Raw genomic sequence first — 22366 nt, forward strand, 5'->3', positions numbered from 1 at the left:
GCCGCGCCCACCCACCCGCCCCTGGGGGCACCTCCCAGCGTTAGCTGGGGGAGGGCGGCCTCGCGCGGCGGGGGCCGTGTGGCCCGGCGGCGCAGCCGCCGCGGCCCCGGCCGCCGGCCCGCGCGCAGCGCGGAAAAGGGGCGGGTGGGCGGGTGAAAGACCCGGCCGCGGGCCGGCCCGCCGCGCGCTAGGCGCGGAGGAGGGCCGCCCGTGCCTCGGCGGGGTCGTAGGCGCCGGGCGGGTAGCGGGGGTCGAGGTCGCGCAGGTGCGCGAGAAGCAGGTGGCTGACCGCCCAGTTGCGGTACCACTTGCGGTCGGCCGGCACCAGGTACCACGGCGCCGCCTCGGTCGAGCACCGTTCGAGGACCGCCGCGTACGCCTTCCGGTAGTCGGGCCACAGCTCCCGCTCGCGGACGTCGTTGGGGCTGAACTTCCAGTGCTTGTCGGGCCGGTCGAGGCGGGCCAGGAGCCGCTCGCGCTGCTCGTCGCGGCTGATGTGCAGGAAGACCTTGACCCAGGTGACGCCGTCCTCGGCCAGGATCCGTTCCCAGGCGTTGATCTGCTCGTAGCGCCGCGACCAGACCGCCTCGGGAACCAGGTCGTGGACCCGGACGACCAGGACGTCCTCGTAGTGCGAGCGGTCGAAGATTCCGATCTCGCCGGACTGCGGCAGCGCCCGGTCGACCCGCCACAGGAAGTGCTGCCGCCTCTCCTCGTCGGTCGGTGCCTTGAAGGCCCTGATGCGGCAGCCGGCCGGGTTGAAGTGGCTGATGACGTGCTTGACCGTGCCGCCCTTGCCCGAGGTGTCCATGCCCTGGAGCACCAGCACCACCCGCCGCCGGTCGCCCTCGGAGGCGGCGGCGTAGAGGCGTTCCTGGAGGTCGGCCAGTTCCCTGCCGATATCGGCGACCTCCTGCACGGCCTGACGTTTCTTGCCGTCGAAGCCGGGGGTGGCGTCGGCTGGGTGGTCGGAGAGTTTCACGCGGTGGCCCGGCTGGACCGCCAGCAGGTCGCGGACGTCGCTCGGCATGCTCTCGATGATGTCGCCGCCGGCTGCCGTCCGCCACCGGGGAGGGGGCCGGCTCAGCCGGCGGCCACCCGCTCGCCGTCCCTGGCCAGTGCGGTCAGCCGGGAGATCGCCCGGAAGTACTTCTTGCGGTAGCCGCCGTTCAGCATCTCCTCGCTGAAGAGCCGGTCGAACGGCACGCCTGAGGCCACCACCGGGATCTCCCGGTCGTAGAGCCGGTCGGCGAGCACGACGAGCCGCAGCGCCGTGGCTTGGTCGGGCACCGCCCGCACGCCGGTCAGGCAGACGGTCGTGACGCCCTCGCACAGCGCGCCGTACCGGCTGGGGTGCACACGCGCGAGGTGGTCGAGGAGCGCGCCGAAGTCGTCGAGCGAGGCGCCCGGCCGCTGGTGCGCGAGCCGGCTGACGGCCGTGTCCTCGTGGGGGGCGGGCGGGGTGGGGAGGCCGCGGTGCCGGTAGTCGTCGCCGTCGATCCGCAGGGCGCGGAAGTGCGCGGACAGGCCCTGGATCTCGCGCAGGAAGTCGGCCGCGGCGAAGCGGCCCTCGCCGAGTTTGTCGGGGAGCGTGTTGGAGGTGGCGGCGAGCGCGACGCCCTCCGCGACGAGGCGGCTGAGCAGCGAGGAGACCAGCACCGTGTCGCCCGGGTCGTCGAGCTCGAACTCGTCGATGCACAGCAGCCGGTGCCCGGACAGGGTACGCACGGTCTGCTGGAAGCCGAGGGCGCCGACGAGGTTGGTCAGCTCGACGAAGGTGCCGAACGCCTTCACCTCGGGCGCGGCCGGCACCGCGTGCCACAGGGAGGCCAGCAGGTGCGTCTTGCCGACGCCGTAGCCGCCGTCCAGGTAGACGCCGCGCGGCTCGGGGGCGCTCGGCCGGCGCTGGCGCCTGGGCCACAGGCCGCGACGGCCCTCGCCGGTGGCGCGGTCGCCGCCGAGGCCGGCCGCGAACTCGCCGAGCACCTTGACGGCGGAGCGCTGGGACGGCTGCGCCGGGTCCGGGATGTAGGTGTCGAAGCGGACCGAGTCGAAGCGCGGGGGCGGCACGAGCTCCGCCACGAGGCGCTCGGCCGGAACGCGGGGTTCGCGGGAGCACAGGGCCACCGGGCCGGCTATGGAATCGCCGCCTGCGGGGTCTGGGGTCGTGCTGGCTGACACAGTCTCCCACTGTAAACCGGATCCGGCCGTCGCCGCCTCGGGGCCCGGGCGTGAACGAGCCCCGGGCGCCGCCGTGTGCCACACTGCGCCCCATGCGACGCCTGTTTCCCGTGCCCTCGGAGCCGACCGGAGACACCGAACGCGAGTGGGAGCTCGCCGAGCTCGCCGACGCGTACGCCTATCCCGGGACCGCCGCCGGGGCCGGGGCGGCCGGTACCCCCTGGCTGCGGGCCAACATGGTGTCCTCGATGGACGGCGCCGCGCACCACGGCGGCCGCTCCCGGCCGCTCTCCAACGCCGCCGACATGCGGATCTTCGGGGTGCTCCGAGGGCTTGCCGACGTGGTGATCGTGGGTGCCGAGACGGTGCGCGAGGAGCGTTACCGACCCGCGCGCCGGCGTGCGGAGTTCGCCGAGCGCCGGGCGGCGGCCGGGCAGACGACCGTGCCGGCCATCGCCGTCGTCAGCGCCAGCCTGCACCTGGACTTCTCACTGCCGCTGTTCACCGAGCCCGACGTGCCCACCCTCGTCATCACCGGCGCCAAGGCCCCGCACTCCGGCTTGGTCGCCGCCCGGGAGGCCGGCGCGGAGGTGGTCACGGCCGGCGACGAGGCCGGCGTCGACCCGCGCCGCATCAAGCCGGAGCTGGCCAGGCGCGGCTACACCCGGCTGCTGACGGAGGGCGGCCCCCGGCTGCTCGGCCAGCTGGCCGCGGCCGGGGTGGTCGACGAGGTGTGTCTGACGATCTCCCCCCGGTTCACCGTCGGCACCGCGCCGAGGGTGATGAGCGGCCCCGAGATCGAGGCTCCGGTCGACATGGAGCTGACGGATCTGCTGGCCGAGTCCGGCTTCCTGTTCGGCCGCTACCGTCTCGCCTGACCTCCGTCGGGGGACGTCGTCTCCGACGATCCGGGACGAACCGGGACGATCTGCGGAATGATACGTTCCGCTTATCCTGATGTGGGCAGACTGAACAGCGCACACCCTCGTGCGACGCGGCGACCGTACCGGCGACACCGGCGGCTCCCGGGGCCCACGGGGAAGAACGTTCGCCGGGAGGCGCGGGTCCCGGCTCCCGTAGAAGGGCGCTCTCCGTGATCACGACCGTACTGATGATCGAAAAGCCCATGGTGCCCACCGACGTCCAGCTCGTCACCACCCTGCACGGCGAGGAACCGCAGTCCTTCGTGGTGCTCATGCAGCCGCGCGGCGACCAGGACCGGCTGCTGCGCGCGCTGGACGACGTCGCCCTCGGCGAGCTCCGCGACGCCGTCCAGGAGGCCGACGTCCCCGAGGGCGAGGAGGCGACGGGCCCGGCGGAGGCCGCGCTGGCCCGCTCGCTCGACGCGCTGCGCGCCACCGGCGCCGAGGCCGTCGGCCGGCTCGTCGAGGACCATCCGCTCGACCTGCTGACCGCCGTGGTCGAGGAGACCGGCGCCGACGAGGTCATCGTCCTCACCGCCCCGCACTACGTCGAGGAGCTGTTCCACCGGGACTGGGCCTCCCGCGCCAGACACAAGGTCGGCGTGCCCGTGCTCAAGCTGTTCGCGCACGCCGAATAGCGCGCACGCCGAGCGGGCGCGGCGCGCCGCCGGCCGTCCCGCCGGCGGGTGCGACAATCGGGGGGCACGCCGCCCGACAGGGAAGACCAGGGAGACGAAACGCATGCCCGCTTCACCGGCATCGGAGACCTCGCCGGCACCGGAGGCCACCCCGGCGATCCCGCCGACGATGGAACGGCCGCACTTCATCGGGATCGGCGGCGCCGGCATGTCGGGCATCGCCAAGATCCTCACCCGCCGCGGCGCCCAGGTGGCCGGCAGCGACTCCCGCGACTCGGAGACGGCCGTCGCGCTGCGCGATCTCGGGGTCCTGGTGCACGTCGGCCACGACAGCGCGTACCTGTCGGAGGCCGCCAGCTGCGTCGTCGTCTCCAGCGCCATCCGGCAGGACAACCCCGAGCTCGCCGAGGCCGCCCGCCGCGGCATCCCCGTCGTGCACCGCTCGGACGCGCTGGCCGCGCTGATGGTCGGGCGGCGCACCATCGCCGTCGCCGGCACCCACGGCAAGACCACCACCACCTCGATGCTCGCCGTCAGCCTCACCGCCCTCGGCCTCGCCCCCTCCTACGCCATCGGCGGCGACCTCGACGCCCCCGGCTCCAACGCCGAGCATGGCACGGGCGAGCTCTTCGTCGCCGAGGCCGACGAGAGCGACCGCAGCTTCCACCGCTACCGGCCCGAGGTCGCCATCGTCCTCAACGTCGAGCTCGACCACCACGCCAACTACGCCTCGCTGGACGAGATCCACGACTCCTTCGAGACCTTCGCCGACCGCGTCGTGCCCGGCGGCACCCTGGTCGTCAACGCCGACCAGGAGGGCGCCCGCAAGCTCACCGCCCGCCTCGCCGGGCGCGAAGGCCTGCGCCTCGTCACCTACGGCGAGGCGGCCGACGCCACCGTGCGCGTGCTGCGGGTCGTCCCCGCCGGGTTGACCAGCGCGGTCACCGTGCTGATCGAGGGGCGTGAGCTCACCTTCCAGGTCTCGGTGCCCGGTCGGCACTACGCGCACAACGCCGTGGCCGCGCTCGCCGCCGGAGTGGCCGCCGGCGTGCCGGCCGAGGACCTGGCCCGCGCCCTCGGCGACTACACCGGGGTCCGCCGCCGGCTCCAGCCCAAGGGCGAGGCGGGCGGCGTCCAGGTCATCGACTCCTACGCGCACCACCCCACCGAGATGTCCGCCGACCTGGAGGCCATCCGTGGCGCGGTCGGGAGCGGCGGCCGGGTGCTCGTGGTCTTCCAGCCCCATCTCTTCAGCCGCACCCGCGAGTTGGCCGCCGAGATGGGCGAGGCCCTGGCGCTGGCAGACGCCTGCCTGGTGCTCGACATCTACCCGGCCAGGGAGGACCCGATCCCGGGCGTCACGAGCCAGCTGATCATCGACGCGGCCCTGGCGCACGGTGCCGCGGCGCGGGCCGAGCACGACAAGGCCGCCGTGCCCGAGGCGGTCGCGGGAATGGCCGGCCCCGGCGATCTCGTTCTCACCATGGGCGCGGGCGACGTGACCGAGCTCGGCCCGAGGATCCTCGCCCGCCTCGCCGCGCACTGACGGCGCACCCGTTCTGTCTTCGAAGGAGCACCCCATGGGATACAAGGTCGAGAAGTCCGACGAGGAGTGGCGCGCCCAGCTCACCGACGAGGAGTACCAGGTGCTGCGCCAGGCCGGCACCGAGCGGGCCTTCACCGGCGAGTACACCGACACCAAGACCGTCGGCGTCTACAACTGCCGCGCCTGCGGCGCCGAGCTGTTCCGCTCCACCACCAAGTTCGAGTCGCACTGCGGCTGGCCGTCCTTCTACGACCCGTCCGCCACGGACGCGGTCGAGACCCGCGAGGACCGCTCGCTGCCCGGCCGGCCCCGCACCGAGGTGCTGTGCGCGACCTGCGGCTCGCACCTCGGCCACGTCTTCGAGGGCGAGGGCTACGACACCCCCACCGACCTGCGGTACTGCATCAACTCCATCGCCATCCGGCTCGAGCCGACCGAGTGAGCCGCGCGCGGCGCCCTGGCTTCACGCGCCGGGCGCCGCGCCCCGCCACGCCCTGTGTTTTGTCATGCCCGCTCCGTAGCGTGAGGGAGACCTTCCCCCGCACACTCGGAGGCCGAGATGAGACGCGGTAGAACGCTCGTCCTGATCACCGCCACGATAGCCCTCGCCGGCATGGCGACGGCCGGCGCCGCCGTCCACGACGACGGCGCCGCCGACAAGCCGCGCGCCGCGGAGCCGCTGGCCGCGCACAACCAGGTCGAGGGCGAGAACGTGACGGTCGCTCCCGGCTCGCAGAACTTCGCCTCGGTGACCTGCCCGGCCGGTCAGGTGCCCACCGGCGGTGGCTACCGCACCAGCGGCTTCGACATCTACGCGACCGACTCCTACGCGGCCGGCAACGGCTGGTCGGTCTTCGCCAAGAACATCGGCACCACGGCGCAGCAGGTGCGGGCCACGGTCGTCTGCACCGTTCCCTGACGCCGGGCCGAACCGGCTACTCGCGAGGCGGCGGGCCGTACTCCGCCTCGCCCAGCTACCGGTACCGCTCGTCGGCCGGGCGCCGGCCTGGCTCGGCGCGGGTGGTGGCCGCGGGCATGGACGTCGCGGCGTACCTGGTGCACGCCGGACCCGGCAGATGGCCGAGAGCGACGCCACAGAGGCACAGTTCGCCGGGGTGGACGCGCTCATCGCCCAGGCGGAGCGGGAAGCCGGCGAACTGCTCGACGAGCCCGTCGTCGCGGCCCCGGCCGAGCTCACCGAGCAGGAACGCCGCGAGGTCGAGGAGGCCCTCGGTCTCGTCCACGGCCGAGACCGGCAAGGCCACCGTCCAGGACATGCCGCGTGAGCGCACGGGTGCCGGTCTACGACAGCGGCATGCTCACTGCGCTCGCCGACGGCAAGGCGAAAGCGGCGGCGCTCCATGACGGTCTGTGCGCCGCCCCGCATCGGGCGCTGGTGCTCGGCCCGGTCCTCGCCCAGGTGTGGCGCTCGCGTCCGGCGCTGGTGCACACCATGTCCACGGTGCTTGAGGACTGCACCGTCCCGCAGGCTCGCACGTCCGAGCCGCCCATGCGGGCGACGGATGTGGGCCGTCCCGAGTGTCTGGCCTGCGCCACGGGCCGGGACCTGGCCGACTGGCGGCGCATCGGCACGACGCTGGGGCAGGCCGCCCTGCCGGCGAAGAAGCGGCCGGACGCGGTGGACGCCTGGGTGGTCCTGGCGGCTGCCCGGCACGGCAGTGCGGTGATCTTCACCAGCGATCCGGACGACATCCACGCCTACCTGGAGGTGCTTGCGCCACCGGACGTGCACGTCGTCGCCGTTTGACGCCGGCCACCGCGCAGGGACGGATGCCAACTCGGTCCGACCACCGGAACTCGTTGGCCGAGCCGGACCAGGCTGAGCACAATGGCCGCCATGTGGTCCCACCTCCCCGCCTTCCTCGGCGCCTGCCTGCTGGTCGCCGCCTCGCCCGGGCCCAGCACGGTCCTGATCATCCGCAACTCGCTGCGCGGCCGACGGGCCGGCCTGCTCACGGTGCTCGGCAACGAGAGCGGCGTCTTCCTCTGGGGCGTCTTCGCCGCCCTCGGCCTGACCGCGCTGCTTGAGGCCTCCGAGGCGGCCTACGACGTCATGCGGGTCGTCGGCGCCGTGGTGCTGGTCGCCTTCGGCATCCAGGCGCTGCGCGCCGCGCGCCGCTCCGACGGCGCCTCACTCGCCGACGCGGCCGGCCCCGCCGACCCGGCCGCGGGCGGTTGGCGCGAGTACCGCGCCGGGCTGCTGCTCAACCTGGCCAACCCGAAGGCCGGCATCTTCGCGATGGCCTTCCTCCCGCAGTTCGTGCCCGCCGGCGCGCCGCACCTGACGACCATGCTGGCGCTGGCCGCGGTCTGGGCCGTCTTCGAGACGGGCTACTACGCCACTTACGTCTGGGGCGTCGGCCGCCTCCGCCGCGTCCTGAGCCGCCCCGGCGTCCGCCGCCGCCTCGAACAGGTCTCGGGCGGCGTGCTGATAGCACTCGGCGTGCGGCTGGCCATCGAGAGCTGACCGGCTAATCGCCGTCCTCCGGCGCCGCCGGCACCGGATCCACCCACTCCACCCGCGTGGACTCCCCGGTGAGCCGCCCCCACAGCACGGCGGCCCGCTCGGCGCTCTCCACGAACGCCACCCTGCCGGCTGCGGCCACCGTTCCCGACCACATGCGCGCCGCCCTCCGGGCCGGCCAACCCCCAGGCGGCCACGGCCGCGTTGGGCACGCCGTCGCTGTCGAACTCGCTCACCACGGCAAAGCGACCGGGCGCGGTCTCCCGCACCAGGGCCCGCACCTCCTCGGCGCACACCTCGGGTGCGACGTACGGAAGGGGGTGCTGAGCAGCGGAGTTGGCGTCCTGGTTGGTCCTGATGGATGCTCCCATCCGTGACGTGGGGTGACCGTATCATCATTGACCGTATGGGTCAGGTCTGTCCCGGGCAAGCCTGATAGACGTTGTTTCACGCCAACGGTCGACTGGTCGTCCGGGTGCGCGAAAGTGGGAGGTTCATGGGAGCGCGGGTAACAATCACTGCTCGGCAGGCCCGGCTTGGGCTGGAGCTGCGCCGGTTGCGGGAGGCGGCCGGCATGAGTGTCCGCGAGGCCGCCCGTGGGCTGGGGATCAACGAGACGAAGATCTCCCATGTAGAGGCTGGCCGTTCGGGAGTCGGCGCGGAGCGCCTGCGCGCGATGGCCGCGCATTACGCCTGCCTGGATGACACGTATGTGGACGCTCTGGTGGAGATGACCGGGGAACGCCCGAGGCGGTGGTGGGAGTCGTACCGGGGCACACTCGGACAGCCCGCCCTGGATCTGGCCGAGCTCGAACACGACGCGCGTGCCCTCCGCACTTTGCAGGTGAACTACATCCCCGGTCTCCTCCAGACCGAGAGCTATACGCGGGCCGTCTTCTCTTACGGAGTGCCCGAGCCCACTCCGAAGCTGCTCGACACCGTCGTGTCGTTCCGGCTTCGCCGGCAGAAAGTCCTGGACGACGAGCCCGCGCCGCCCTTTGACGCGGTGATCCACGAAGCCGCGCTACGCATTCTGGTGGGGGATCGTGCGGTGGCGCGTCATCAGCTCGACCACTTGCTGGGGCAGTCCGAGCGCCCCAACGTGACGGTTCGGGTCATTCCGTTCGCCGCCGAGAACTTCGCCGGATCCGGCCATTCCATGCTGCATGCGGTGGGCTGGGTGCCTCGCCTGGACACCATCGAAGTCGGCGGCCTGCCAGGGGCGACCTGGCTTGACGCGGAGGCCCAACTCGCCAAGTATCGTGCCTTGCTGAACAAGGCGGCTGACGTCGCGCTCCCGGCGGCGGCTTCACGGGACCTGATTCGTGACGTGGCCCGGGACCTGTGACAGGAGTGGACGATGCGTGAACCTTTACATGGCAGAAGTCCTCGTTCTCCAGCACAGAACCGGAGAACAGTTGCCTGGAGGTGGCCGGCGCGCCTGGCGGCCTCCTGCTCCGAGAGGGAGAAGCGCCGGGAGACGTACTGCTGACGAACACTCGCCGGCTCGCCGGCCTGCTCCGCGCTGTGCGCGGTGACTTGGCGGAGATACCGGCTGGCCGGCATGCGGCCGAGTGAGTTCTGGGTGCGCCGATCAATCCGATGGGAGGCGATGGATAGTCCCGGCGACTTGCTTGGGTTTTCCAAGGGGGACGCCGAAAAGGATTCCAATCAGGGCTGCCATCACCACGACCGACCACGTACTCTCGGCAGAGTCGGCAGCTCGTGCCAGGCAGCCGCCCCTCGGACACGCGCGGATCAGGGCGCTGTTGATGAGCCACAGGCAGTCGACCGGTTCGATCTCGGACGGTCTCCAGCGTGAGCTGTGGGCCCAGCCGCCAGATCTCCAGCAATGCTGGCCAACTGAGGTCGGCCATGACGTGGTTCTGGCCCTCCGCTCACGCACATACCGCAACAGCCGTAAGACTACTCCCGTCCGCATCCGAAACGCCTTAGTCAGAGGCTCCCGGATACACGCCTCATCCGACTCCGCTCAGGATTCACATCCATATTCGGGAATGAGGTCGACCACTGCGGCCATGTAGGGCTGGATGAGCTCGGACATGATGCTTTTCGACTCGGCTTCGTCTTCGGGGTGTTCGGCTCGGATGTAGACCATGAAGGAGCCGCGCGAGCCGAGCTCCGGGCAGGAAGCCTGGGCGATCGCTGCTCCTGGCCACACCCGGGCATCATAGGTGCCGCTCACCGGATCTCCTTCTTCAATCTCTACTGGCAGGCCGAAGTTGTCGATCCCCGCCTCGAAGTCATCCCATGCGGCAGTCCCTGACCGTATGACGCCGTTCCCGTCTACCGTCACCTCGCATTCGTAGAGCGGCGGTCCTGGCGCGGAGAAAGACTCCTGGATTTCGACTTCGGAGCCATTTGGGAAAAGGCCGTCATACAGTTCAGAGGGTACTTCTGTCCCGCAGAGATCGCTCGGGAGGGCGTATTCCCTTGCCTGCGGGTCGCCGCCGCAACCGGACACGGCCGCGATCACCGCCGATGCCAGGACGCCAACCCTAGCTATTCCCATTTTCTCAAGCCAAGTCAACTTATTATCCACTCTGAATCGGAGGGTCCCAGCTGATTCGCCTGCCGAAGTGAAGGCTCACGACTTCGGTCACCGCGTTATGGAGGTCTGCCACTGTGTCCTCGTTATGGCCCCCCGCAGGAGCGGCGGCCGTGACCGCTTGTTCAGCGGCAGCTATCGCAGCATGGTATCCGCTGAGATACAGTCCCTGAGCGTCGGCCGTGTATTGTTCGCTTTCGTCTCGCCGCAACGCTTCAAAGGTGGCCTCTGTAGCGAAACCAACCCCGAACTCGATAGCGGGACCAGCAACAGGGTAGCGTTCTGCAAGCCGCCCCACGGCTTCGTCGATGACTACGCCTGCCCATTCCTCTGCCATGTCGACGTTGCTGTTGAAAGCTTCGTCTGACGCAATCCCGGCTTCATAGATGGCGTCGGCGCGTGCCTCGCTCAGGAGGCCGGCGATCTGAGCTCCGGCTACTGCGGAATCCTGAACGCGCATCGCCATGGGAATCGTGGATTCGGTCGGCTCATTCATGACGAAATCGATGGATGCAGCCGTATACCCCTGCTGTGCGCCGGTGAGGACTCCATAAGCCTCCGGATCCCGTCCCAGTTGGGTTAGAAACTCAGCCACTTCGAGCCCTCTGAGGTCCACCACCTGCTCCGGAAGTGGCATAACGACGATGCCGTCACTGATGTGATCCTGGAATTCCGCCATGTACGCCCCCGTCATGCGTGCCAGCTCCGGCCGCATGAAGGCGAAGTCTCCGCCGTCACCGATCCGGCTGGTGTTGGTGGCGAGCTCGTCGACCAGGTCCTGCATGATGCGCACTCCAGCCTCGGAGCGTTCCAGGCCGGTGGCGGAGGGGGAGGTGTCGGCGGGGACGCCGGTGGTGGCGGACTGGAGTGCCGCGGCGAAGCCGGTGCCGGAGTCGTCGCCGCGGGTGATCGTGTAGCTGGTGCCGGGGCCGGCGGTCACGAGGTGGTCCCAGGAGCGTTCGTTGAGCAGGTATTCCAGGCGGTCGTTGTCGCCGGCCGGGTCCAGGTAGGCGGCGGCCACCGCCGGCTGGCGGCTCATGGCGTCCAGCGCGGTGTCCATGGGGTCCAGCGCGAGCCACGCCAGGTCGTCGTCGTCCAGCCCGTCGGGTCCCGTGGTGTGGGCGCGGAGTTGCCACAGGTCCGGGTCCTCGGTCTCGGCCACGCGGATGTCGTCGGCCAGGTCGTGCAGGAACCGCTGCGCGTACGCGTCGTCTCCCCGGTCCGGGCCGCCCTCCATCAGGGTGGCCAGGAGGTGGTAGCCGCGCACCTCCTGGTCGGTGACGCCGTCGACGGCGTACCGCGCCGTGCCGGACTCCCGCAGGCCGGACATGAAGCGGGTGTAGAACTGGCCCTCCGCCGTCCGCGACCACTGGCCCCACTCCGCGGAGCCGGGCTCCAGCGTCGGCACGCGCGTGGCCGTGGCCAGAGCGGTGGCCATGTGGTCCTGGAGATGGGTGTAGTTCAGCCGCGTCCCGACGTCGCCGTCCCCGGCGAGCTGGGTGCCGATCTGCGCGGTCATCCGCAGCAGGCCATCAGCCCCGAGATCGTCGAGCAGCAGTCGCGTGAACTCCTGGTCGTCGGCGTTGAGTTCCACGAGCTGGCGGAGTTCGGCCACCTCTGCCGCGCTCAGCTCGTCGCCGGCCGCCACCCTGCCGGCCAGTTCGGCCGCCCGCCCCGCCCGCACCTGGTCCGCGTCGCCCGAGGCGCCGCCGTTGAAGATCCCGGCACGGCGCTCGTCCCGGCCTTCGACCACCTGTTCAAGGGCCAGCCGCAGGTTGCGGTCGGCCTCCGCGAACAAGCCGAGCAGGCGGGAGGCCTCCGCCTGCAGTTCGTACCTGGCCTCGGCCCGCTGGTCGGCCAACTCCGGAATATCGGACCGGCCGAGCGCGTCGAGGACCTGGCCCCGGTCGTCGACCGTGAACCCGGCCTCCCGCACCTCGATCGCCAGCCGCACCACCTGCGCCCGCAGCCCGGTGAGCTCCGCGTACCCGTCGCGGAACAACCCGGCCAACGCCCGCGCCTCGGCCTCCGCCGCGCCCAACTCGGCCTCGGTGTTGGAGAACTGCCGGCTCGCCGCGTCCGCCGCCTCACCCACCCACACGCTGCCGGTGGTGGAGACGCTGGCCACCCGCTGCCCGTAGTCCACCTTCACCTCGGCGAGGCCGCCGGCCGCCGCCTCGAACGCCTCAGCCGCCGACTCCAGGTCGGTCAGCTCACGCCCCACGATCTCGCTGAACGTCGACACGGCGGCTCACTCGAACCCGATGAGCGGCGTGGGCGCGATGCCTTCCGTGGCCTGCCGCATCCGGTATCCGGCCTCCGCCTCCACGCCCTGGAAACCCGAGGCCACCCCACGCAGCAGCCCCGCCTCCGCCTCCAACTGGACGTCCAGAGCACGCACCTTGTCCACCCACCGCTCCAGCACCGTCCGCGCCCCCTCCGCCGTCTCGAACCCGGACAAGCGTGTGGCGACGCGGCTCACCTCGTCCTTCGGCCCAAGACCGGCCCGCAGCGCGCGCGGCCGCACCTCCTCCGTCAGATAGCCGGCCGCGGCACGCTTCGCCTGCCAGTCCGCCACCAACGTCCCGTTCGGCCCAGCGCCCCCACCCTCGTTCGCGTTCAACCGGGTCCGCGCCACATCCTCCCGAGCGGCGGCCTGCATCGCCGCCCACTCCTCGCGGAACGACCCCACACGCCTCATCCTCCCCCGCACTCACGACTCCGGGAAACCGTAACGAGCCGGCACCGAGGGTAACAAGTCCCTGTTGAGGAGCGACGGCCAGGACTCGGCAGGGGCCTGGCAGCGGGCCCTGCACGGCTGACGGTGCGTGCGGAGACGCTGTCGGCGATGCCGCCGGGGTGCGAGGGCCGGTACGACGGGGGGCGGCCGGCACACGGTGACGTGGCCGACCGCCCCCGTCGCGTCGGGTCAGAGCGCGTGGCCGCCAGCGACCTGGAGGATCTGGCCGGTGACCCAACGGGCCTGGTGGGAGGCGAGGTAGACCACGGCGTCCGCGATGTCCTCCGGTTCGCCGAGCCGGCGGAGCGGCACGAGTCCCGTCACCTCGGCGACGAGGTCCTCGCCCATCCATCCCGTCTGCACCGGTCCCGGGGCCACGGCGTTGACCCGGATGCCCCGGGGACCAAGGTCGAGCGCGGTGGACCGGGTCAGCGCCTCGAGAGCCGCCTTCGACGTGCCGTAGCCGGTCTGGCCGGGGAAGGCCCTGGCCGCGTCGGTCGTGATGTTGACGACGGACAGCGGGGCGTCGCCGTCCCGCAGCCGGGCCACCTCGCCGATGAGGACGGCCGGGGCGACGGCGTTCACCCGGTAGTGCCGCTCCAGCGAGTCGTAGGTCAGGGTGTCGACGCTGTCGGGGACCTCGCAGTGCGCCGCGTTGTTGACCAGGACGTTGATCGCTCCGAGCCGGTCACCGACCGCCGCCACCAACTCGCGGGCGGCCTCCGGCCTGGACAGGTCGGCGCTGATCGCGAAGGAGCCGTCGCCGAGTTCCCGCGCGAGCGCCTCGGCCTTCCCCGCGTCCGGCGTGACATGGGCCCACTCCGTTCCCCGGGGCGCGGGCGGGTCCTGGGCCAGGTGGTGGATCGCCACCCGGGCGCCCTGCGCCGCGAAGGCACGGCTGATGGCCGCGCCGATGTTGCCGGCGCCTCCGGTGACCAGGACGTTCTGGCCGGCGAGGCCGGTGTCGAGCATGTGCGTCTCCCATCGTGGTTCGGTTCGTTCCCGAGCGGATGGCGGACGTACGAGGACAGCGGAGTCAGGAGATGGGCAGCGTCGGACGCCGACGGCGAAGAGGGGCACACCTGATGGGCGGACGCGTCAGCCGCGAACCGCATGCCTCGGACGTGGTGCCGGCGCCATCAGGAACCCATGCGCCGCACGGTACCAGGGCCGGTCGATCACCCGGTCGACGTGGCGGCGTCGGCCCGCAGCAGCACGGCCGCGGACTCGGGCGGCAGGAGCAGTCGGCCCGCCACGTCGGGCGGGGGGAGTCGGTGGGTGGTGGCCAGGATGGTGGCGGGGCCGGGGCCCAGTGGGGCGAACGTCTCAGCGTCGGGCGAGACGTTGACCGCCGTCGTCAGCGGGCCGGCGTGGAGAACCAGCCAGCCGGCCTCCTCGTCGTGGTCGACGGAGACGTCCGACAACCGCAGGTCCGCCGGGAGGTGCGCGTGGCGGACGGCGATCAGCCGGCGGTGCCAGTCGAGGAGGGGAGGAGGGGCGTCCTCAGGAGGCCACACCAGGCAGGAGCGGTCCCTGGTGGCCGGGTCCTGCGGGTCGGGGATCTCCTCCTCCGCCCAGCCATGCGCGCCGAACTCCCGACGGCGGCCGGCCCGCACCGCCTCAGCGAGTGCCGGATCCGGGTGGTCGGTGAAGTACTGCCACGGCGTCGTCGCGCCCCACTCCTCGCCCATGAACAGCATCGGCGTGAACGGGCCGCACAGCACCAACGCCGCCGCCAGCGCGGCGCGCGCCGGCCCGGCCAGGGCCGCGAGACGGTCGCCGAGCGCGCGGTTGCCGATCTGGTCGTGGGTCTGGGCGTAGCCCAGCAGGCGGCGGGTGGGCGTCGCCGCCCGGTCCAGCGGGCTGCCGTGCTCGCGGCCACGGAACGCCGAGTAGCCGCCGTCGTGGAAGAAGCCGCCGGACAGCGTGCGGGCCAGGGCCGTCAGCGGGGCCTTGCCGAAGTCGGCGTAGTAACCCTGGGACTCCCCGGTCAGGGTGGCGTGCAGCGCGTGGTGGAAGTCGTCGCTCCACTGCGCGTGCAGCCCGTGGCCGCCCCGCTCGCGCGAGGATGTGGTGCGCGGGTCGTTCTGGTCGGACTCGGCGACCAGGAACAGCGGCCGGCCCGTCTCCCTCGCCAACGCGTCGACGGCCGCCGAGAGTTCGGCGAGGAAGTGCGGCGTCGACTCGTCGACGAGCGCGTGCACGGCGTCGAGCCGCAGCCCGTCGAGGCGGTAGTCGCGCAGGAAGGCCAGCGCGCTGCCGACGAAGTACGCCCGGACCTCGGCGGACTCGGGGCCGTCCAGGTTGACCGCCGCGCCCCACGGGGTGTGGTGCCGCTCCGTGAAGTACGGGCCGAACTCCGGCAGTCGGTTCCCGGACGGGCCCAGGTGGTTGTGGACGACGTCGAGCACCACCCCGAGGCCGAGCCCGTGCGCCGCGTCGACGAAGCGCTGCAACGCAGCCGGGCCCCCGTACGGCTCGTGCACCGCCCACGGCGCCACCCCGTCGTAGCCCCAGCCGTGCCGGCCGGGGAACGGGCAGACCGGCATCAGCTCGACATGGGTGACGCCGAGGTCCGCGAGGTGCGGTAGCCGGGCGACCGCCGCGTCCAGCGTGCCCTCCCGGGTGAAGGTGCCGACATGCAGCTCGTACAGCACGGCGCCGGGCAGCCCGCGCCCCGGCCACGGATGCCGCCACGCGAAGCCGGCCAGGTCCGTCACCGCGCTCAGCCCGTCGGGTCCTTCCGGCAGCCGCCGGCCGCGCGGGTCGGGCAGCGGCGGCCCTCCGTCCAGCGCGAAGCCGTAGCGGTCGCCCGGCGCCGCCGGCGCCTCCGCCCGCCACCAGCCGCCGGCCTCCCGCCGCATGGCGACGGGCGGCCGGCCCTGGACGTGGAGCGCGACCTCGCTCACCCGTGGTGCCCACACCTCGAACAGCATGGGCACCATGCTCGGCCTCCCGACGGTGCGATGGCCAGGCCGCGCGCCGGTCGCGCGACAACTACGTCAGGACGCGGGACCCGAGGCCGGCGCGGTCATGCAGTAGCGGTGCTGGGTGACCGGATAGCGCGCCCGCGCGAACGCGGCCGCCATCGGGGCGTTGCCCACGTCGGTGGCGGCCGCGATCCGCTGCGCGCCCTCGGCGGCCAGCGTGTGCGTGCACTCCACCAGCAGGTCGTAGCCGTAGCCGTGGCCCCGCTGCTCGGGCACCACCCCGACGAAGCCGACGCAGGGCCCGCCCGGGTTCCGCGCCGGCACCTGGATGCCGACCAGCTCGCCCGCCGGCGTGTACGCCAGCCGCAGCCACTCGCGCGGCGACGGGCACCAGTGGATGAAGTCGAGCTCCTCGCGGGCCGCGAGCTCCACGCCGCCGCGCTCGACGGCCCGCAGGGCGTGGGCGTCCAGCGTCACCGAGTGCACCCGGCGCAGCACCGAGAGCACGACCTCGTCGTCCGGCTCGGGACGGAAGACCAGGCGGCCGGGGCGTTCCGGCAGCCCGTCGGCGGGCGTCCACAGGTAGCGGAAGCGCTCCACCAGCGTCTGGTAGCCGGCGTCGGAGGCCGCGGCCACCCGGGCCCCGGCCGCCGCCCTGGCCGGCGGGTCCTCGCGCCAGCCGGGCGGCAGAATCAGCTCGTAGTCGGCGCGGAACGGGACGGTGCGCAGCAGTTCGACGGCGGCCTCCCGGTCCGTGAAGTCGAACCAGTCGACGGCGACGGGCTCCTCGTCGTCCGGGCCGCCGAAGAAGGCGACCCTGGCCACCACGACGCCGTCGCGCTCGGCGACGAAGGTCCACTCGGGCCGGTAGTTACCTCCGGCGCCGACCGTCTCGTACGCGTTGTGCGGCGGATCGAGCAGGACGGCGCCCACCAGGCCGGGGTCGGGCAGGGACAGGAAGACGGAGCGCGCCTCGTGCTCGGCGAGCGCGCGGATGACCAGATCGGTCATGAAGGGTGTGGTCCTTCCGAAAGGCCTGACACGCCCTCCGGCTCAGCCTGGGAAACGCCCGACGGGACGGCGAGGGCTGGGGAAGCGCGGAGTCGTGACAGATGACATGACTGACGTCGTGAGGAACGACATGACGGCGCCTCCCTTCTCGATCCGTGACGGGGTCGGGCGTGTCAGCACCGTAGGCCGGCGGGTGACGGCGTGTCCAACGGTTTTCCGACGCCCCCGGCGTGGACAGGGTCGCGCGGGGTCGCGGACAATTCCCGCATGACTTCAGTCGAGTTCGGCGCGCCGTCACCGCGGATATCCGACGCGGACCGGGAGCGCGCGCTCGACGTGCTCCGCGAGAGCGTGGTGGAGGGGCGGGTCTCCCAGGACACCTTCGAACGCCGCGTGGAGCAGGTGCTCGCCGCGCGGTGGCTCGACGAGCTGTACGCCGTCCTCGGCGACCTGCCTGACCGGCGGCCGCCGCGCGTCGGCCGCCCGGGCAACTGGCTGGTGACGCAGGTGACCAGGGTCGCCGCCCTCCGCCAGCGTCTGCGGCTCGCCTGGGAGGCGGAGCGGCTGCCGCAACTGCTGCTGCCGATGCCCGGGCCCGTGCCGCTGACCATCGGGCGGGAGGTCGGCTCCGGCCTCCGGCTGAGCGACTCCAGCGTCTCCCGCCACCACGCGCGGCTGTTCAGTACGCCCGCGGGCTGGCTGCTGCACGACCTCGGCTCGGTGAACGGCACCTGGGTCAACGACCGCCGCGTCACCGGCGTCGCCCCGGTGCGGCCCGGGGATCAGGTGCGGTTCGGCGCGGTGTCCTTCGTGCTGGTGGACGGCGACCTCGACTGAGGTGGCCCGGGTAGCTCCTCGGTAAGCCGGCCTGCCGCCCGAGCGGGGGCTGGGAGGTTGGGGCGGCAGGCCGGAGTTCTGGGCGCGCGTCCCGGTCCATGACCGGAATGGGAGCGCTCCCAATTCGGACCGTAGCGCCGTGCGTGTTCGTCTGTAAAGGCTTCGGACGGGGCGGAGGCCGGTGGGACGGAAATCGGTTGTCCGCGCCTTGCGGTTCGACGGCTGCCGAAGAGGGGTTCCCCACCCACCCGCCCTTTCGGTGGTGTTGTGCGGGCGCGGCGGCTCGCAGACGCCCTGCGGGTGCCGTGGCCGGCGGCCGAGCAGCCGGCGGCCACGCCGCGTGGGGCGCGCGGTTCGAGCCGTGCTCACCCGCGTGGCGCGGGGGCGCCTGCGGCGCGGCCGGTGCGGTGTTGGGCGCGCGATGTCGCGGCGCCCAGCGCCAGCTGCGCGGAGCGCCGGAAAGGGCGGGCGGGTGGGGGAAGACCCCGGCGCGGAGCGCCGGCGCACCCACCGCGGCTGCGATGACGCCCGTGGCCGGTAATTCGGGCGACCGCGCGGGTGTCTCGGGCTAGATTCGCCGGTTGTGATGCTCCGCAGGGAAGACGGGTACGAGATCGCGACCGATCCGGACCGCGTCGATATGGACCGTGTGCACCACTGGCTGTCGACCGACGCCTACTGGGCGCTGGGGCGCAGCCGGGAGACCGTCGAGCGGTGTGTGCGGGCGTCGTTGAACTTCGGCGTCTACGAGCCGGCCGGCGGCCAGGTGGCGTACGCGCGTGTCGTCACCGACCTGGTCGCCTTCGCCTGGCTCTCCGACGTCTACGTGGATCCCGCGCACCGCGGCAGGGGGCTCGGCACGTGGCTGGCGGCCTCCATCCGGGACCACCTGGCGCCCTACCGGCTCAGGCGCCTGATGCTCGCGACCGTCGACGCGCACGGGGTGTACGAGAAGGTGGGGTTCACTCCGGTTCCCGACCCCGAGCATCTGATGGTCATGAAGTTCGCCTGAGGTCGCCTCCGGTCGGGTGCCACGTGTACTCGAAGCCCGGCAGCTCGAAGCCCTGCTCGAACCGGCAGACCCGTTCAGCCGTGCGCCGGCCGCCCTGTCGCTCGTAGAAGGCGACGGCCGGGGTGTTGTCGCGCAGCACCTCCAGATAGAGGGGGCGGCCGGGGTGGGTCGCGGCGGCCCAGGCGAGGGAGTGCCGCAGCAGGCGACCGCCGATGCCGGAGCGGGTGCGGCCGGGGCGGGCGTGGAGGTTGTCCAGGAGGACGCGGCCGTCGGGGCTGGGGGTGAGGTAGGCGAAGCCGACCATCTCGCCGTGGTCCTCGGCGACGAAGAGCCCGGTCGCCGACGGGTCGGCGGCGAACCGCCCGCGCCAGACGGTCAGTCGGTCGTCGAGCAGCGGTCCTTCGAGGAAGGCGTCCGGCATGATGCCCGCGTAGGCCGTGCGCCAACTGTCCGCGTGCAGCGCCGCGACCGGCTCCGCGTCGTGTCTGGTGCCCGCTCGTATCCGCATGGTGCCGACCCTCGCTCACCGGCCGGGCGGTTGTCACCCCCCTCGGGCGGGGGAACCGGCGGCAGCCGCGATCCGTCACAGCGGCATGGTGGGGAACGCGCGTGCGGCGTGGATCGGGGGGATCGGGCTGGTGGCGGCGATCGGGGTGCTTCTGGTGGCCGCGGACCGTGAGCGGTCCGACGGTCCCGACGTGTCGGCGTGGCAGGACCCGACGGCGTACCGGTACGTGGTCGAGGGGTACTGCGGGGAGACCTCGCTCAACGGGACGTGGGAGATCGCGGTCGAGGACGGCGAGGTGGTCGAGCTGACCGATCTCACCGGCCTCTACGAGCCGCCGGAGCAGTCACCCGAGATGGGGATGACCATCGCGGAGCTGCTGGCGCTGGCCGAGGAGGCCGAGGCTGACGGGGCGGACGTCGTGGAGGTCGCTTATGCCGAGGACGACCCGGCGCGGCCGGAGGTGATCACCGTCGACTACGACACGAACGCCCTCGACGACGAGATGTGCTACCGGATCAGCGACTACGCGCCCGGGTCCTGAGGGGCGCGCACCAGCAGGGCCACCGGGGACTGGGCGAAGAGCCGGGCCAGTGGTGCCTTGCCGGTGGTGCGGCCGCCGGTGAGGAGGTCGTGCCAGTCGCCGGGCGGCAGCGGGAGGTGGGTGTCGCGCCAGCTGCCGGCCTCGGCCAGGCGGTGCGGGAGGCGGGTGACGGCGGTGATGGCCTGGGTCGCGCGGGCGAACGCCAGGCAGTGCTCGGCCGCCGGGCCCTCCGCGGCCAGGGGGTGGTGTCCGGCCTCGGGGCCGAACCAGTCGGGGTGGTCGTGGCGCAGCCGCAGGGCCGCGGTGGTCAGGCGCAGCTTCTCGGCGTTCAGCTCGGCGTCCACGACGACGGGCGGGCGGCGGTTGTCGGGGTCGACCAGGGCCGGGTAGTGCCCCTCGCTGCCGCGGTAGACGTCGGGCACGCCGGGCATCGTCAGGTGCAGCAGTGCGGCGCCCAGCACGTTGGCGCGGATCGTCGGGGCGAGCCGGCGGGCGAACTCGGCGAGCGAGCGGCCGGGTGGGCCGCACGGGCCGGCGTGTACGAAGCGCTCCAGGGCGCGCTCGTAGTCGGCGTCCGGCTCGGTCCAGGTGGTGGCGAGCGCCGCCTCGCGCGCCGCCTTGAGGACGGCGGCGGTCAGCCGTTCCCGGTCGGGGGTGCCGAGGGCGAACGCCGTCTGCCAGGCGGTCCACGCGAGGTGGGGGTCGGGGGCCGGTGCCCCGGCGCGTGCCGTCTCCGCCGTCAATCGGGAGACCAACCCGGCCCAAACGGAAGGATGTTCGGAGAGGGCCGCGAGTGCGGCCCGGGCGTCGCCGCTGCGCTTGGTGTCGTGGGTGGACAGCACCGTGCCGGTCAGCGGCCACTCCCGCCGCACCCGCGCGCAGTGCGCGTGGAACGCGGCGGGCGGCAGCGCCGGCGCCTCCGGCGCGCAGCCGACCTCGGCCGCCGAGAGCAGTGGGGCGAACCGGTAACCGGCCGTGTCCTCCACGGCCTTGGCCCGCAGCGCCGAGGAGACCTGGCCGAAGCGGACCCGGAACTCCACCGCCGGCGGCGTGGGGTCGCACCGTCCGAGGGCCAGGTCACGGACGGTCGCCACCGCCGCCGACTCCTCCGGCACCGCGAAGGCGCCGGCCGCCGCCTCGGCCGCGGCCGTCAGCATCGCCGCGTCCCCGGGGGCCGGCGGCGCCCCACCCGTGACGTAGGGCCGGTAGACCGGCAGCCGCACCAGCAGCTCGACCAGCGCGGCGCGCAGCGCCCAGGGAGCGTGGTCGCGCCCCCACAGCGCGGGGTCGGCGCGGCAGGCGGCCTCGGCGGCCCGGGCCAGCCGCGCCGCCTCGGCCGCCAGCTCGTGCCCGATCATGCGGTGTGCCGCGGCGTGCACGGTCTCCGCCCAGACGCCGCCGGCCTCCGGCGCGACGCCGGTGAACTCCCGGTAGGCGTCGGTCAGTCGGGCGTGCCCCTCGGGGTCGACGAAGACCGCGTCGACGTGCCGCAGTGCGTCGTAGCCGGTGGTGCCGGCGACCGGCCAGGACGCCGGCAGCCGCTCGTCGGGCCCCAGGATCTTCTCGGCCACGATCCAGACGTCGGCGCCGCACGCCTCGCGTAGCCGGGCCAGGTAGCCGCCCGGGTCGGCGAGCCCGTCCGGGTGGTCGATCCGCAGGCCCGTCACGACCCCGTCGGCCACCAGCCGCAGCACCGTGGCGTGCGTGGCGTCGAAGACCCCGGGGTCCTCGACCCGCACCCCGATCAGCTCCGACACGGTGAAGAACCGGCGGTAGTTGAGTTCGGTACGCCCCAGCCGCCACCAGCAGAGGCGGTAGTGCTGGGCCGCCAGCAGCTCGGGCAGCGGCAGCCCCTCGGTGCCGGCGCGCAGCGGGAAGCGGTGGTCCCAGTAGCGCAGCGCGCCGTCCGCCACCGTGAGCCGGTCGAGCTCGCCGGCCAGCGGCCCGCCGAGCACCGGCAGCAGCAGCCGCCCCTCGCCGGCCGCCCAGTCGATGTCGAACCAGGAGGCGTACCGGGACCCGGGGCCGTCCCGCAGCACCTCCCACAGCTGCCGGTTGCGGCTCGTGTCGGCCGGCACCGCCATGTGGTTGGGCACGATGTCGAGCACCAGGCCGAGGCCGTGGGCGCGGGCGGTGGCCGCGAGACGCCGCAGCCCCGCCTCGCCGCCGAGCTCGGCCCTGACCGTCGCGTGGTCCGTGACGTCGTAGCCGTGCGCGGAGCCGGGGACCGCGTCGAGCACGGGGGAGAGGTGCAGGTGCGAGACGCCGAGCGCGGCGATCCGCGGGACGAATGCCTCAGCCGCCCCGAACGTGAACTCGGGCCCCAGCTGGAGCCGGTAAGTTGACGTGGGCGCCCGGCGCACGGGGAGCGTCATGGCCTCCCCCTGCCCCGAGGGACGCGTGGGCAAGCCCGGTCCACCCCGGCTCGGGCTGCGCGCGCGGCGG

Annotated in this window: 23 protein-coding genes and 1 pseudogene; 12 read left to right on the top strand and 12 right to left on the bottom strand. The window is 73.0% G+C overall.

The genetic code is table 11. From position 1 onward, the window contains the following. Window positions 1–187: 187 nt before the first annotated feature. Both ACFWI8_RS31900 and zapE read right to left on the bottom strand, forming a co-directional pair. Window positions 188–1030 carry a polyphosphate kinase 2 family protein gene (locus ACFWI8_RS31900; protein WP_387098693.1) on the bottom strand — a complete coding sequence of 281 codons (843 nt, stop codon included), beginning with the start codon at window positions 1028–1030 and terminating at the stop codon, window positions 188–190. A 53-nt stretch (window positions 1031–1083) separates the two neighbouring features. Beyond that, window positions 1084–2181: a cell division protein ZapE gene (gene zapE, locus ACFWI8_RS31905; RefSeq protein ID WP_387098695.1), complete on the bottom strand. Its 1098-nt coding sequence runs from the start codon at window positions 2179–2181 to the stop codon at window positions 1084–1086. 92 nt (window positions 2182–2273) lie between these two features. Here zapE and ACFWI8_RS31910 point away from each other — a divergent pair, with 92 nt between their 5' ends. The 5 genes from ACFWI8_RS31910 to ACFWI8_RS31930 all read left to right on the top strand — a co-directional run bounded on the left by ACFWI8_RS31910 (window position 2274) and on the right by ACFWI8_RS31930 (window position 6207). Then, window positions 2274–3059, top strand: coding sequence for a pyrimidine reductase family protein (locus ACFWI8_RS31910; protein ID WP_387098697.1), 786 nt, complete (start codon window positions 2274–2276; stop codon window positions 3057–3059). A 215-nt stretch (window positions 3060–3274) separates the two neighbouring features. Beyond that, window positions 3275–3742, top strand: a complete 468-nt coding sequence (locus ACFWI8_RS31915) for an indole-3-glycerol phosphate synthase (protein WP_387098699.1) — start codon at window positions 3275–3277, stop codon at window positions 3740–3742. Between the two features lie 169 nt (window positions 3743–3911). Continuing rightward, a complete protein-coding gene (murC, locus tag ACFWI8_RS31920; RefSeq protein ID WP_387098753.1) occupies window positions 3912–5288 on the top strand; it encodes a UDP-N-acetylmuramate--L-alanine ligase in 1377 nt (458 codons plus the stop codon). A gap of 34 nt (window positions 5289–5322) precedes the next feature. Continuing rightward, window positions 5323–5730: a peptide-methionine (R)-S-oxide reductase MsrB gene (gene msrB, locus ACFWI8_RS31925; protein ID WP_311604193.1), complete on the top strand. Its 408-nt coding sequence runs from the start codon at window positions 5323–5325 to the stop codon at window positions 5728–5730. Between the two features lie 117 nt (window positions 5731–5847). Next, window positions 5848–6207 (top strand): hypothetical protein, encoded by a 360-nt coding sequence (locus ACFWI8_RS31930; RefSeq protein WP_387098701.1) that lies wholly within the window; start codon window positions 5848–5850, stop codon window positions 6205–6207. Window positions 6208–6262: 55 nt separating this feature from the next. On the opposite strand, the gene ACFWI8_RS31935 is transcribed toward ACFWI8_RS31930, so the two are convergent. After that, on the bottom strand, window positions 6263–6565 hold the full coding sequence (locus ACFWI8_RS31935; RefSeq protein ID WP_387098703.1) for a hypothetical protein: 303 nt from the start codon (window positions 6563–6565) through the stop codon (window positions 6263–6265). Between the two features lie 5 nt (window positions 6566–6570). On the opposite strand from ACFWI8_RS31935, the gene ACFWI8_RS31940 reads away from it, so the two are divergent. Together ACFWI8_RS31940 and ACFWI8_RS31945 are read left to right on the top strand one after the other, a co-directional pair. Next, window positions 6571–7056 (top strand): hypothetical protein, encoded by a 486-nt coding sequence (locus ACFWI8_RS31940; RefSeq protein WP_387098705.1) that lies wholly within the window; start codon window positions 6571–6573, stop codon window positions 7054–7056. 90 nt (window positions 7057–7146) lie between these two features. Beyond that, window positions 7147–7776, top strand: a complete 630-nt coding sequence (locus ACFWI8_RS31945; protein ID WP_387098707.1) for a LysE family translocator — start codon at window positions 7147–7149, stop codon at window positions 7774–7776. A gap of 4 nt (window positions 7777–7780) precedes the next feature. Here ACFWI8_RS31945 and ACFWI8_RS31950 read toward each other — a convergent pair whose 3' ends face one another. Then, the gene (locus ACFWI8_RS31950; RefSeq protein ID WP_387098709.1) at window positions 7781–7930 is read right to left on the bottom strand and encodes a hypothetical protein; all 150 of its coding nucleotides are present in this window, start codon (window positions 7928–7930) and stop codon (window positions 7781–7783) included. 339 nt (window positions 7931–8269) lie between these two features. Here ACFWI8_RS31950 and ACFWI8_RS31955 point away from each other — a divergent pair, with 339 nt between their 5' ends. Continuing rightward, window positions 8270–9121 carry a helix-turn-helix transcriptional regulator gene (locus tag ACFWI8_RS31955; protein WP_387098711.1) on the top strand — a complete coding sequence of 284 codons (852 nt, stop codon included), beginning with the start codon at window positions 8270–8272 and terminating at the stop codon, window positions 9119–9121. Between the two features lie 38 nt (window positions 9122–9159). Continuing rightward, window positions 9160–9351 (top strand): annotated as a pseudogene (locus ACFWI8_RS31960) (DUF397 domain-containing protein); the annotation flags it as partial. 415 nt (window positions 9352–9766) lie between these two features. Here the strand turns inward: ACFWI8_RS31960 and ACFWI8_RS31965 are convergent. The 6 genes from ACFWI8_RS31965 to ACFWI8_RS31990 form a co-directional block, all read right to left on the bottom strand. Beyond that, entirely contained in the window at window positions 9767–10336 is a 570-nt protein-coding gene (locus tag ACFWI8_RS31965; protein WP_387098713.1) for a hypothetical protein, read from the bottom strand. Further along, window positions 10329–12587: a hypothetical protein gene (locus ACFWI8_RS31970; RefSeq protein ID WP_387098715.1), complete on the bottom strand. Its 2259-nt coding sequence runs from the start codon at window positions 12585–12587 to the stop codon at window positions 10329–10331. The genes ACFWI8_RS31965 and ACFWI8_RS31970 overlap by 8 nt, the downstream gene beginning before the upstream one ends. 6 nt (window positions 12588–12593) lie before the next feature. Beyond that, window positions 12594–13034 carry a hypothetical protein gene (locus tag ACFWI8_RS31975; protein ID WP_387098717.1) on the bottom strand — a complete coding sequence of 147 codons (441 nt, stop codon included), beginning with the start codon at window positions 13032–13034 and terminating at the stop codon, window positions 12594–12596. A 237-nt stretch (window positions 13035–13271) separates the two neighbouring features. After that, window positions 13272–14054, bottom strand: coding sequence for an SDR family NAD(P)-dependent oxidoreductase (locus ACFWI8_RS31980; RefSeq protein WP_387098719.1), 783 nt, complete (start codon window positions 14052–14054; stop codon window positions 13272–13274). A gap of 206 nt (window positions 14055–14260) precedes the next feature. Next, window positions 14261–16018: a malto-oligosyltrehalose trehalohydrolase gene (gene treZ / locus ACFWI8_RS31985; RefSeq protein WP_387098755.1), complete on the bottom strand. Its 1758-nt coding sequence runs from the start codon at window positions 16016–16018 to the stop codon at window positions 14261–14263. Between the two features lie 66 nt (window positions 16019–16084). Then, on the bottom strand, window positions 16085–17023 hold the full coding sequence (locus tag ACFWI8_RS31990) for a GNAT family N-acetyltransferase (RefSeq protein ID WP_387098721.1): 939 nt from the start codon (window positions 17021–17023) through the stop codon (window positions 16085–16087). Between the two features lie 267 nt (window positions 17024–17290). Here ACFWI8_RS31990 and ACFWI8_RS31995 point away from each other — a divergent pair, with 267 nt between their 5' ends. Both ACFWI8_RS31995 and ACFWI8_RS32000 read left to right on the top strand, forming a co-directional pair. Beyond that, window positions 17291–17860: an FHA domain-containing protein gene (locus tag ACFWI8_RS31995; RefSeq protein WP_387098723.1), complete on the top strand. Its 570-nt coding sequence runs from the start codon at window positions 17291–17293 to the stop codon at window positions 17858–17860. A gap of 586 nt (window positions 17861–18446) precedes the next feature. After that, window positions 18447–18872, top strand: coding sequence for a GNAT family N-acetyltransferase (locus ACFWI8_RS32000; RefSeq protein WP_387098725.1), 426 nt, complete (start codon window positions 18447–18449; stop codon window positions 18870–18872). Here ACFWI8_RS32000 and ACFWI8_RS32005 read toward each other — a convergent pair. Beyond that, window positions 18856–19380 (bottom strand): GNAT family N-acetyltransferase, encoded by a 525-nt coding sequence (locus ACFWI8_RS32005; protein WP_387098727.1) that lies wholly within the window; start codon window positions 19378–19380, stop codon window positions 18856–18858. The two genes, ACFWI8_RS32000 and ACFWI8_RS32005, sit on opposite strands and share 17 nt — an antisense overlap. A gap of 154 nt (window positions 19381–19534) precedes the next feature. On the opposite strand from ACFWI8_RS32005, the gene ACFWI8_RS32010 reads away from it, so the two are divergent. Continuing rightward, window positions 19535–19921, top strand: a complete 387-nt coding sequence (locus ACFWI8_RS32010) for a DUF6174 domain-containing protein (protein ID WP_387098729.1) — start codon at window positions 19535–19537, stop codon at window positions 19919–19921. Here the strand turns inward: ACFWI8_RS32010 and treY are convergent. Further along, window positions 19903–22296: a malto-oligosyltrehalose synthase gene (gene treY, locus ACFWI8_RS32015; protein WP_387098731.1), complete on the bottom strand. Its 2394-nt coding sequence runs from the start codon at window positions 22294–22296 to the stop codon at window positions 19903–19905. The genes ACFWI8_RS32010 and treY overlap by 19 nt on opposite strands. Window positions 22297–22366 lie beyond the last annotated feature (70 nt).

This window comes from Streptomyces sp. NPDC127098, assembly GCF_042722465.1.
Classification (GTDB): domain Bacteria; phylum Actinomycetota; class Actinomycetes; order Streptomycetales; family Streptomycetaceae; genus Streptomyces; species Streptomyces millisiae.

Bases quoted from the DNA above. Each gene is read 5' to 3' on its own strand.
- ACFWI8_RS31900 (WP_387098693.1), bottom strand. From the start codon at position 1,030: ATGCCGAGCGACGTCCGCGACCTGCTGGCGGTCCAGCCGGGCCACCGC.
- ACFWI8_RS31910 (WP_387098697.1), top strand. From the start codon at position 2,274: ATGCGACGCCTGTTTCCCGTGCCCTCGGAGCCGACCGGAGACACCGAA.
- murC (WP_387098753.1), top strand. From the start codon at position 3,912: ATGGAACGGCCGCACTTCATCGGGATCGGCGGCGCCGGCATGTCGGGC.
- msrB (WP_311604193.1), top strand. From the start codon at position 5,323: ATGGGATACAAGGTCGAGAAGTCCGACGAGGAGTGGCGCGCCCAGCTC.
- ACFWI8_RS31930 (WP_387098701.1), top strand. From the start codon at position 5,848: ATGAGACGCGGTAGAACGCTCGTCCTGATCACCGCCACGATAGCCCTC.
- ACFWI8_RS31935 (WP_387098703.1), bottom strand. From the start codon at position 6,565: ATGTCCTGGACGGTGGCCTTGCCGGTCTCGGCCGTGGACGAGACCGAG.
- ACFWI8_RS31945 (WP_387098707.1), top strand. From the start codon at position 7,147: ATGTGGTCCCACCTCCCCGCCTTCCTCGGCGCCTGCCTGCTGGTCGCC.
- ACFWI8_RS31950 (WP_387098709.1), bottom strand. From the start codon at position 7,930: ATGTGGTCGGGAACGGTGGCCGCAGCCGGCAGGGTGGCGTTCGTGGAG.
- ACFWI8_RS31955 (WP_387098711.1), top strand. From the start codon at position 8,270: ATGGGAGCGCGGGTAACAATCACTGCTCGGCAGGCCCGGCTTGGGCTG.
- ACFWI8_RS31980 (WP_387098719.1), bottom strand. From the start codon at position 14,054: ATGCTCGACACCGGCCTCGCCGGCCAGAACGTCCTGGTCACCGGAGGC.
- treZ (WP_387098755.1), bottom strand. From the start codon at position 16,018: ATGCTGTTCGAGGTGTGGGCACCACGGGTGAGCGAGGTCGCGCTCCAC.
- ACFWI8_RS31990 (WP_387098721.1), bottom strand. From the start codon at position 17,023: ATGACCGATCTGGTCATCCGCGCGCTCGCCGAGCACGAGGCGCGCTCC.
- ACFWI8_RS31995 (WP_387098723.1), top strand. From the start codon at position 17,291: ATGACTTCAGTCGAGTTCGGCGCGCCGTCACCGCGGATATCCGACGCG.
- ACFWI8_RS32000 (WP_387098725.1), top strand. From the start codon at position 18,447: ATGCTCCGCAGGGAAGACGGGTACGAGATCGCGACCGATCCGGACCGC.
- ACFWI8_RS32005 (WP_387098727.1), bottom strand. From the start codon at position 19,380: ATGCGGATACGAGCGGGCACCAGACACGACGCGGAGCCGGTCGCGGCG.
- treY (WP_387098731.1), bottom strand. From the start codon at position 22,296: ATGACGCTCCCCGTGCGCCGGGCGCCCACGTCAACTTACCGGCTCCAG.